Source organism: Macromonas nakdongensis (genome assembly GCF_002837145.1).
In the GTDB taxonomy this organism is placed as follows: Bacteria; Pseudomonadota; Gammaproteobacteria; order Burkholderiales; family Burkholderiaceae_C; genus Macromonas_B; species Macromonas_B nakdongensis.
This window is the reverse complement of sequence record NZ_NWMV01000087.1, coordinates 1-8708: the sequence shown is the minus strand read 5'-3', so window position 1 is coordinate 8708 and position 8708 is coordinate 1. Positions and strand designations below refer to the sequence as shown.

General features: G+C 62.1%; 10 protein-coding genes. 7 read left to right on the top strand and 3 right to left on the bottom strand.

The features are described 5' to 3' along the window. On the top strand, positions 1-742 hold a 742-nt coding region (locus CON77_RS11645; protein WP_232788519.1), incomplete at its 5' end, for a LysR substrate-binding domain-containing protein. A 394-nt stretch (positions 743-1136) separates the two neighbouring features. Here the strand turns inward: CON77_RS11645 and CON77_RS11640 are convergent. The 3 genes from CON77_RS11640 to CON77_RS11630 are packed head-to-tail and all read right to left on the bottom strand — an operon-like array spanning position 1137 to position 3647. Beyond that, entirely contained in the window at positions 1137-2558 is a 1422-nt protein-coding gene (locus CON77_RS11640) for an aminotransferase-like domain-containing protein (RefSeq protein ID WP_101049327.1), read from the bottom strand. Positions 2559-2617: 59 nt separating this feature from the next. Further along, complete coding sequence (locus tag CON77_RS11635; RefSeq protein ID WP_101049325.1) at positions 2618-3307, bottom strand: LrgB family protein; 690 nt, start codon at positions 3305-3307, stop codon at positions 2618-2620. Beyond that, positions 3300-3647, bottom strand: coding sequence for a CidA/LrgA family protein (locus CON77_RS11630; RefSeq protein ID WP_157826937.1), 348 nt, complete (start codon positions 3645-3647; stop codon positions 3300-3302). The genes CON77_RS11635 and CON77_RS11630 overlap by 8 nt, the downstream gene beginning before the upstream one ends. 174 nt (positions 3648-3821) lie before the next feature. Here CON77_RS11630 and CON77_RS11620 point away from each other — a divergent pair, with 174 nt between their 5' ends. Genes CON77_RS11620 through CON77_RS15795 form a run of 6 tightly spaced genes read left to right on the top strand, consistent with a single transcriptional unit; the run spans position 3822 to position 8617 of the window. Continuing rightward, positions 3822-4511: an acyl-CoA dehydrogenase family protein gene (locus CON77_RS11620; RefSeq protein ID WP_157826936.1), complete on the top strand. Its 690-nt coding sequence runs from the start codon at positions 3822-3824 to the stop codon at positions 4509-4511. A 7-nt stretch (positions 4512-4518) separates the two neighbouring features. Continuing rightward, entirely contained in the window at positions 4519-5925 is a 1407-nt protein-coding gene (ccoG, locus tag CON77_RS11615; protein WP_101049317.1) for a cytochrome c oxidase accessory protein CcoG, read from the top strand. Positions 5926-5930: 5 nt separating this feature from the next. Continuing rightward, the gene (locus tag CON77_RS11610; RefSeq protein WP_101049315.1) at positions 5931-6617 is read left to right on the top strand and encodes a c-type cytochrome; all 687 of its coding nucleotides are present in this window, start codon (positions 5931-5933) and stop codon (positions 6615-6617) included. A gap of 23 nt (positions 6618-6640) precedes the next feature. Beyond that, a complete protein-coding gene (locus tag CON77_RS11605; protein ID WP_198552356.1) occupies positions 6641-7945 on the top strand; it encodes a c-type cytochrome in 1305 nt (434 codons plus the stop codon). Further along, a complete protein-coding gene (locus CON77_RS11600) occupies positions 7935-8282 on the top strand; it encodes a thioredoxin family protein (protein ID WP_101049311.1) in 348 nt (115 codons plus the stop codon). Before CON77_RS11605 ends, CON77_RS11600 begins: the two co-directional genes overlap by 11 nt. Beyond that, positions 8279-8617 (top strand): cyclic nucleotide-binding domain-containing protein, encoded by a 339-nt coding sequence (locus tag CON77_RS15795; protein ID WP_101049309.1) that lies wholly within the window; start codon positions 8279-8281, stop codon positions 8615-8617. The genes CON77_RS11600 and CON77_RS15795 overlap by 4 nt, the downstream gene beginning before the upstream one ends. Positions 8618-8708: the final 91 nt, after the last annotated feature.

Genomic DNA, 8708 nt, shown 5'->3' with positions numbered 1-8708 from the left:
AACTACCTTGACACGCGCCGGCCCCACGGAACGTGCCAACCGTCTAGCAAAATCCATTCAAGGAGGCCTGGCGCTTCTGGACGCAGGCGTGAACGAGCTGGACAACTTCGACCCCGCTACCAGCCGTGCCGAACTGCGCCTGCACCTGACCGACATTGGGGAGATGCGGTTTCTGCCCAGGCTGATGGAAGCACTGAGGCAACGGGCACCGGGCGTCCATGTGCAGGCCAAGCCTTGGCCTCAGCAAGACATTGCCGCGGCCTTGCACAGTCAAGATCTTCACTTCGCGATTGGATTTCTGCCCGATGTGCAGGGCTCCTCCAAAGTCGAACTGCTGAATGACCGCTATCTGCTGCTGCTGCGTGCCGAGCACCCGGCTCTGCATTGGCACAAGCATGGCGCCTTCAATGCGCAGGAGCTGGAGTCGCTCGACTTCGTCTCGGTACGCTCACACACAGAAACGCTACGAATCTTGCAAATAATGCGCCTCGAACACCGCATACGTTTGACGACCTCGAGCTTCCTTGCCTTACCCGCCATCGTTCGTTCGACGGACATGGGCGTGATCATGCCCAAAGCGATCGCCGAAGGCTTTGAACCGCGAAGTGAATTCGCACTGGTCGAGCCGGACTTGCCACAACGCAATTTCACCGTTTCGCTGCATTGGAGCAGACGACACGGACACGATCCATTTCTAACTTGGACGCGTGAACTCATCATGTCCTTGTTTAAGGCGTGTTGACACCCATTACTAGAATGAAAAACGAGAGTACGACTCCCGCTCATGGCCGGGTATTCAAGGAACTTCCGCGAGCAGAGGTGGGTGGCAATCAAGGTTGAGCCGGTATCGCTGCAGTCCATCAGTATCAAGGTTCAACCGAACCCTCCCCCTTCACCCAGACAGCTCAAAGTTGCCCGGCCGCAATCAGCACCCGAACAGGTGTCCAGAAGCCAGCGGAAAGTCTGCAGATGAAGTGGCCACTCAACAGCGGCGAGAGAGGGTATGCAGAATTTTGTGTCAAGGGAAAATCCACCGCCGGGCCAAGCCAGCAGATCACGCATCACATCGCGCCATTGACCATAGAAGCCTCCAGGGGGCCATGCAATCATCCGCGATACAAAAACTAGACGCTGTTTTAAATTGAAAGTGGACACCCAAGCCGCTGAATTGCCTGCTTGTATCGATCATCCACTGGATGCCCCACGTTGAGCCGCAGGTGGTGGGTAAACCGTCGATCTGCGGAGAACAGCACCCCGGGCGCAGTGCTGATGGATTGCGCCATGGCTCGTTGGTGCACCACCAGTGTATCCACCGGTGGGGGCAACTCCAGCCAGACGAAATATCCGCCCTGAGGCTCCGTCATGCGCGTGCCAGGCGGAAAGTAGCGCTGGATCAAGACCCTAGCCGCTTGGTGCTGGGACTCCAGCGCCCCGCGCAGGTGGCGCAAATGCCGATCGTAGCCGCCCTGCACCAAGTATTCGGCAATCGCCCACTGAGACGGAATGGACGTGGCCAGCGAGGTCATCATCTTCAACCGCTCGACGTGCCGACTGTACCGGCCAGCCGCCGCCCAACCCACTCGATAACCTGGAGCCAGGCATTTGGAAAATGACGAGCAATGCAGCACCAGCCCTTCGCGGTCGAACGCCTTGGCGGGCAAGGGTCGGCGTGGCCCAAAGTGCAACTCGGCGTACACGTCGTCTTCAATCAGCGGCACCTGGTAGCGCGCCAACATCTGCACCAAGGCCTCTTTGCGGGCGTTGGGCATGAGCGAGCCCAGTGGATTCTGAAAAGAGGTCATGAACCAGCACGCCGCCACCTTTTGGCGTTTCAGCAAATCCTCCAGGGCATTTAGATCCACGCCCTCTGCGGGATCAGTCGCCACCTCCACCGCGTTAAGGTGCAGGCGCTCCAAGGCCTGCAAGGCAGCGTAAAAGGTGGGGGACTCCACCACCACCACGTCGCCCGGTTGGGTGACCGCCTGCAGGCACAGGTTGAGTGCCTCCATCGCGCCGTTGGTGATGATGGGCTCGTCGTTGTTCAGCGGCACACCGTGCAGGGCATAGCGGCGACGGATGTGGCCGCGCAAGGTTTCGTCACCCGCCGTCAAGGCCCCCGACACCTGCTCGGGTGACAAGCGCCGCATGGCGCGAGCACCATTGCGGGCCAGTTCGGCAAACGGAAACAACTCGGGGGCGGCAAACGCAGAGCCCAGAGGGACCACGTCCGCATCGCGGGTAGAGCCCAGCAGGTCGAACACCAGTTCACTGATCGCCACCGGCGTGACTCGGTCGGTGGTGGGCGCTGCCGTCATGGACTTGGGGTTGACGGCGCGCTGGGGCCGCACAAAGTAACCCGAGCGCGGACGGGCCTCCACCAGCCCTTGCGACTCCAGGTGAGCGTAGGCTTGAAAGATGGTGGACGGGCTGACGCCGCGTTGGCGCCGCAGGTCGCGCACCGAAGGCAGACGGTCGCCCGCGCGCAGCATCCCAGCCCGGATGCTGTCCGCAAGTTCTTCGGCCAACTGGTGGTAGCGCGTCAAGCGCACGGTGGTCATCTGTTCAAGGTCTATCAGTCTTGAATTGGATGATATCGGCTGCTCAGCCAGCACTGCATTCAGCCCAGGTTTAACAACCGCCACCAGAGCCCCATCAGCAATGCAGTCAGCAACGCGTTGCCGCACATGCCCGCAATCGCAAAATGCTGCCACTGGGGGCTGTCTGCCTGCACCCGCACCAAGCCAATCGCGTGGGCACAAGCCCCGAGTGTGAAGGCATGAACCGGACCTGGCTGAACGCCGCAGGAACGCAAAATCCACGGAATCCATAGCGCGCCAGCCAAGCCGGTCATCACAACAGACAGGGTGGTGAGGTGAACGTTGGCGCCGCCCTGCCCCGCCAGTCCAAGCGCGACCGGCATGGTCGCGGCTTTGGGCAATAGCGCCACCAGGTCATCCGGGGAAACACCGAGTCCATTGGCCAACAACACAACGCAAGCCATGGAGCCCAAACCTGCAGCCAACAACCCAGCCAACCACGGCGCTGGCTGGCGCATCAACGCGCGCCCTGCCAATTGAAGCGGAATGGCCATCGCCACCACCGCCAGGTCCATCAGGTAGCGCAGACCCGACATCTGCGCCAACAGCGTCTGGGGATTCAACCTGAGCAGCGTTACCGCCACAAACAACATGGCCGCTCCAGTCAGCAAGGGCAAGGCCAGCACATGCCGACCAGAACAGGAAAACCCTCGCCGTGCCAGCAAATAGCAACCCAGCACGAGCCCGTTCAACAACAGAAGTTCAGTCATCCACAGGCCGCTTGGTAGATTGGCGCTGCAAGCGCAGCACCAGCATGGCAGCGCCCAATGCAGACACCAAAGTGCCCCCCACGCAACCCAGCACAAGGAACTGCCACGGTGAATGGTCTAAGTTGAGGGCAACAACTGCGGAGAACAACGCGGGTATCAGGAACAGCGGCAAGTGGGACAGAAGCCATGCGGAGGGCCGCTGTAATGCCTCTGGAACATCTCGGAATACACCAAGCGCCAAGGCCAGTAAAACAAAGCCAATGACGCTCCCCGGCAGGCCCAAGCCCAGCTTTGCCGTCAACATCGCCCCCAAGCACTCGAAAACCACCAGGGTGAACATACCCAGTGCGACGCCAAAAAAACCTCTCATACGGCCAAGTATTGATCGGCCAATGGACCACACACGGTATCAGCACAGCAGAAAAACCACCGGATCAGCCGCGCCATCTGATACGGTCACTTATCGACAAAACTGCAACTTACCAATCAGAGGCCGCGTGGACATCATCAAGGCATGTCTCTCGCCACACCAAACACCTCTGCTGCCCCGCCCGTCGCTGCTGACCATCCCGCCAACGGGGCCGACCTGTTGCGTCAGATGGGCCGCATGGGCCTGTTCAAGCCGGGTGTACCTGTCGCGCTCGGCGGCGACGGCGGCCAACATGGCGACCTGTATGCCAACGCAGAGACTGCGCGGGCAATAGCGGCTTTGGGCCCATACGCGCCACAGGTGTTCAAAGCCCAACGCTTGACCATTGAGGCGCTACTGCAATCGCAAAACGTGGCACTGCGCGAGTTCATCGTGCCTGAATTGGTACTGGCCCACCGGGCCAGTGCGGCCGTGATAGGTGGCTCCGCGTTGATCGGTCAGCTCGTGGGCAATGGCTGGCAACTGAATGGCCGCTTCAACGGCGTGGCCAACCTGGTGTGGAGTGGCTTTTCATTGGTGGTGCCGGCCCAACTGGAAGACAACTCGCCTGGTTGGCTGATGCTGCGCAGTGAGGAAGACGGTCTTTACACCACCCCCGGCGAGGACAAGGCCGCCTGGCGGGGAGCGACGATGGGCGTCGTCACGCTGAAGCAGGTGTTCTTCCGCCGCGACGAATGGCTGGGCACCGATGCCATCACTACGCACCTGCACGCAGCGGCGGCCGAACTCGACCGCTGGTTCGCAGCCGCCCAAGAGTTGCCCCAGCACCCATGAGCCCGTCATGCACAAAGTCATTCCCATCCAGCCGTCTTCAACCTGGCAGCTGACCGACAAGATACAGGCGCGCGAAGTCAGCGGCCAGTTTGCGCGGTGGCGCTGGACGTTCTTCTGGCTGACCCAGGCCTTTTTCTACGGCTTGCCCTGGCTGGATTGGAACGGTCGCCAGGCGGTGCTGTTCGATTTGGCGCACCAGCGCTTCTTCCTATTCGAGGCAGTGCTGTTTCCGCAAGACCTGATCTACCTGGCCGGGCTGCTGGTGGTGTGCGCCCTGCTGCTGTTTTTTGCCACCGCCGTGGCGGGCCGCGTGTGGTGCGGCTTTGCCTGCCCACAAACGGTGTACACCTCGCTGTACATGTGGATCGAAAACCGCTTTGAAGGCAGCCACCAGAACCGCAAACGGCTGGACCAAAGCGGCTGGACGCTGGAGAAACTGGGGCGCCGGGGTGGCAAGCACCTGGCCTGGCTGGCGGTGGGCTTGTGGACTGGGCTGACCTTCGTCGGCTACTTCACCCCGGTGCGGGTCTTGGGCCACGACGTGTTGCACTTGGCCATCGGTTTCTGGCCCGCGTTCTGGACGCTGTTCTACGGCACCCTCACCTACCTCAACGCCGGGCTGGTGCGCGAAAAAGTGTGTCTGCACATGTGCCCTTACGGGCGATTTCAGGGTTCGTTGATGGACGAACGCACCCTCAACGTGGCCTACGACCACCGCCGTGGCGAGCCCAGATCCAGCCTGCGCCAAGACGGCAGCAAAAACAAATCAGCGGGACATTGCATCGACTGCACCTTGTGCGTGCAGGTCTGTCCCACCGGCATCGACATCCGCCAGGGTTTACAGGCGGCCTGTATCGGCTGCGGCCTGTGCATTGACGCCTGCAACCAGGTCATGGACAAGGTGCGCGCGCCGCGTGGCCTGATTCGCCTGGCCTCGTTGCGTGAGTTGGCCGGGCGGGACACGCCGCCAACCGTGTGGCTCACACTGCAGCGGCCCCGGGTGCTGGTGTATGCGACTCTGCTTAGCGTGTGCGTGGGCACTTTGGCTTGGTCGTTCACCCAGCGGCCCGACATCCGCATGAACGTGATTCGGGACCGAGCGGTGATGGCGCGCTTTGTCGAACAAGGCCATGTCGAAAACGTGTACCGGCTGCAGTTAATGAACGCCACCGACCACCCTCAAGTCTTGGAAATTAGGGTGTCGTCCGCACTCGGAGCCGAGTTGGTCAACCCGCTTCGGGTCGAACTGGCGCCCGCCCAAGCGACCACTGTGTCTCTAACAGCCCGGGTGCCCAACACGGTGGCCGTGCAGCATGCAGGTCAAATTCTTCCCATCGAATTTGCGGCAACCTCCGTGCACACGCTCACCACAAAGGCTGCCACAGAGGCCTCGACCTTTGTACTTCCAAGGTAATTGAGATGAAGCGCTTGATTCAATCCACCTTTGTGGCGATCGCCCTCAGCTTGGCCGCAGGCGTTCAAGGCCAGCCGGTGGACAGCCTGGGGCAGCGCTTGGCCGCCTGCACTTTTTGCCACGGCGAGCAAGGCCGCGCGGGCCCCGACGGCTACTACCCCCGGCTGGCGGGCAAGCCGGCCGACTACCTGTACCACCAATTATTGAACTTTCAACAGGGCCGCCGCCAGTACAAGCCAATGACGGTGCTCCTGCAGCACCAAACCGACGCCTACCTGCGCGACATAGCCCACTACTTTGCCGAACAAAAGGCGCCTTACCCCGCCCCGGTCACGGTCACCTTGTCCCCGCCTCAAGCCAAGCGTGCCCGCCAATTGGTGCTGCATGGCGACGCTGCCCGGCAAGTGCCCGCCTGCGTGGGCTGCCACGGCACCGCTTTGATGGGCACCCTGCCTGCCACCCCAGGCTTGCTGGGGCTGCCGCGTGACTACCTCAACGCCCAGCTGGGCGCCTGGCGCAACGGTGTGCGCAAAGCACACGCGCCAGACTGCATGGGCGACATTGCCCGCCGCCTCGCGCCCGAGGACATTGCCGCTCTCAGCGCCTGGCTGTCATCGCAGCCGGTTCCCGCGCTGGCCACCTTGCCCCCTGCGCCAGCGTCTGTGCCCATGACGTGCGGCTCCGCTCCTTGAGGTTTCCCACCATGGCGTTTTTGATGACTCCTATTTCTGCCTTGCGCTGGCTGTGCGGGGCGTTGGTTCTGTGTTTGCTGGGCCTGGTGGGTTGGCTGTTCTGGCCGGCCCCCACCATGGCGGTGCCCGAGCGACAGGCCGACACGGCCAGCCCAATGGCCATGACCGCCACCATCGAACGCGGCCGCTACCTGAGCGTGCTCGGCAACTGCCAAGGCTGCCACAGCCTGCCCGGGCAGGCGCCGTATGCCGGGGGCACCCCCATTGCCACACCCTACGGTACCGTTTTTGGTCCCAATCTCACCCCCAGCGCGCAGGGTTTGGGCGGGTGGTCGGCCGGTGACTTTTGGCGGGCCTTGCACCATGGCCAGGCACCCGACGGGCGTTGGCTCAACCCCGCTTTCCCCTACACCCACACCACGCACATCGGCCGTGACGACAGCGACTCCCTGTTCGCCTATTTGCAAACGCTGTTGCCCAACGAAACCCCAAACCGACCGAACGAGATGCGCTGGCCCTACAACACACAGGCTGCACTCAAGGTGTGGCGAGCGCTGTACTTCACGCCAGGCCAGCCATCGGCGGCAGTGACTGTGCAGGCAAATGAGATCGAGCGGGGCCGCCAATTGGTGGAGGGCTTGGCCCATTGCAGCGCCTGCCACACCCCGCGCGACCGGCTGGGTGGTCTGATCAGCGCCAAGGCGCTCTCAGGCGCCACCATGCCGAATGGCTGGTACGCACCCTCCTTGCTGGACCCGCAAGAAGCTGGCGTTCAAGGCTGGGCCTTGAACGACGTGGTGCACTTGTTGCGCGATGGAAAAAGTGGACATCACACCGCCATCGGCCCCATGGCCGAAGTGGTTGCACAAAGCTTGCAGCACTGGAACGAGGCCGATCTGCACGCAGTGGCGCACTACCTGATCGCATTGCCACGGCAGTCTTCAGCGCCCCCCAAACAGGCCAGCCAAGCCGTGACCAACCGGGCTTTGGGGCAGCGGGTGTACGAACAGCATTGCGCCACTTGCCACGGCGACCAGGGCCAAGGCTTTCTGCTGGCCGATGGTCGGGTGGCTTATCCGCCTTTGGCCGGGAACCGCGCGGTGACCCTGGCTACTCCGGCCAACCTGCTGCGTATCGTGCAGGAGGGTGGCTTCGGGTTGCCAAAAGCAGGGCACCCCCATCCCTTTGGCATGCCGCCGTTCCAGATGACGCTGGACGACAACACCATGGCCGCGTTGCTGACCTACATCCGAGAGTCCTGGGGCAACACTGGCACGGTGGTGCAACCGTTGGATATTCACCAACTCAACAACCCGCATGGCCGCTGAAGTGTGGGTCGTCTGCCTGTGCGCGCAGTGGTGCCACGTTTGTCGGGGCCTGCAACCGGTCTTTGCGCAAATGCATCAACGGCTGCCCGAGGTGCGCTGGGCGTGGCTGGACATAGAGGACCACGACGAAGCGCTGGGTGAGCTGGACATCACCACCTTCCCGACCTACCTGATCGGGTCTGATCAAGGTGTTCTGCATTTCGCCGCCGGCCCCACCCATGCCGATGCATTGGAGTACTTTGTTCGCCCATACCTGCGTGGGGCTGTTGCGCCTCAGGCACTTACCCACCTGTTGCACCTGGTCGATCAAGTCCGCTTTCAAGCCTTAAAGCTATGAGAATGATCTTTGATGACGCGGGACAGTCTCACCCGCCAGCGCCTTCGGTCCACTTACCGACACCCAGCCGTCGCCAGACGACCCACCAGGCGGGACACTATCTGCATCTGCGCGGCGACACAAAGTCGGGCGTTTACCGAATCCAAAGCGGCATTGTGGCGTTGGAGGAGGTGAACGAAGAGGGGCACCGCTGCATTTTGCAGTTCCTGGGACCAGGCGCGTTGTTGGGGGGCGAAGTGTTGTGGCAACCGAGGCGCGAGTTCGATGCCCGCGCCTGCACCCACGTGAGCGTTGAGCGGTGCTTTACCCATGAAGTGAACCGCCCCGGGAATTGAGGAGGCTCCAACGTCTGAGAAGATGGAGCCATGACCAAGTCAAACAAGTTCTCACCCGAGGTCCGCGAGCGCGCCGTGCGCATGGTGCAGG

Bases quoted from the DNA above. Each gene is read 5' to 3' on its own strand.
- CON77_RS11640 (WP_101049327.1), bottom strand. From the start codon at position 2,558: ATGACCACCGTGCGCTTGACGCGCTACCACCAGTTGGCCGAAGAACTT.
- CON77_RS11635 (WP_101049325.1), bottom strand. From the start codon at position 3,307: ATGACTGAACTTCTGTTGTTGAACGGGCTCGTGCTGGGTTGCTATTTG.
- CON77_RS11630 (WP_157826937.1), bottom strand. From the start codon at position 3,647: ATGTTCACCCTGGTGGTTTTCGAGTGCTTGGGGGCGATGTTGACGGCA.
- CON77_RS11620 (WP_157826936.1), top strand. From the start codon at position 3,822: ATGTCTCTCGCCACACCAAACACCTCTGCTGCCCCGCCCGTCGCTGCT.
- ccoG (WP_101049317.1), top strand. From the start codon at position 4,519: ATGCACAAAGTCATTCCCATCCAGCCGTCTTCAACCTGGCAGCTGACC.
- CON77_RS11610 (WP_101049315.1), top strand. From the start codon at position 5,931: ATGAAGCGCTTGATTCAATCCACCTTTGTGGCGATCGCCCTCAGCTTG.
- CON77_RS11605 (WP_198552356.1), top strand. From the start codon at position 6,641: ATGACTCCTATTTCTGCCTTGCGCTGGCTGTGCGGGGCGTTGGTTCTG.
- CON77_RS11600 (WP_101049311.1), top strand. From the start codon at position 7,935: ATGGCCGCTGAAGTGTGGGTCGTCTGCCTGTGCGCGCAGTGGTGCCAC.
- CON77_RS15795 (WP_101049309.1), top strand. From the start codon at position 8,279: ATGAGAATGATCTTTGATGACGCGGGACAGTCTCACCCGCCAGCGCCT.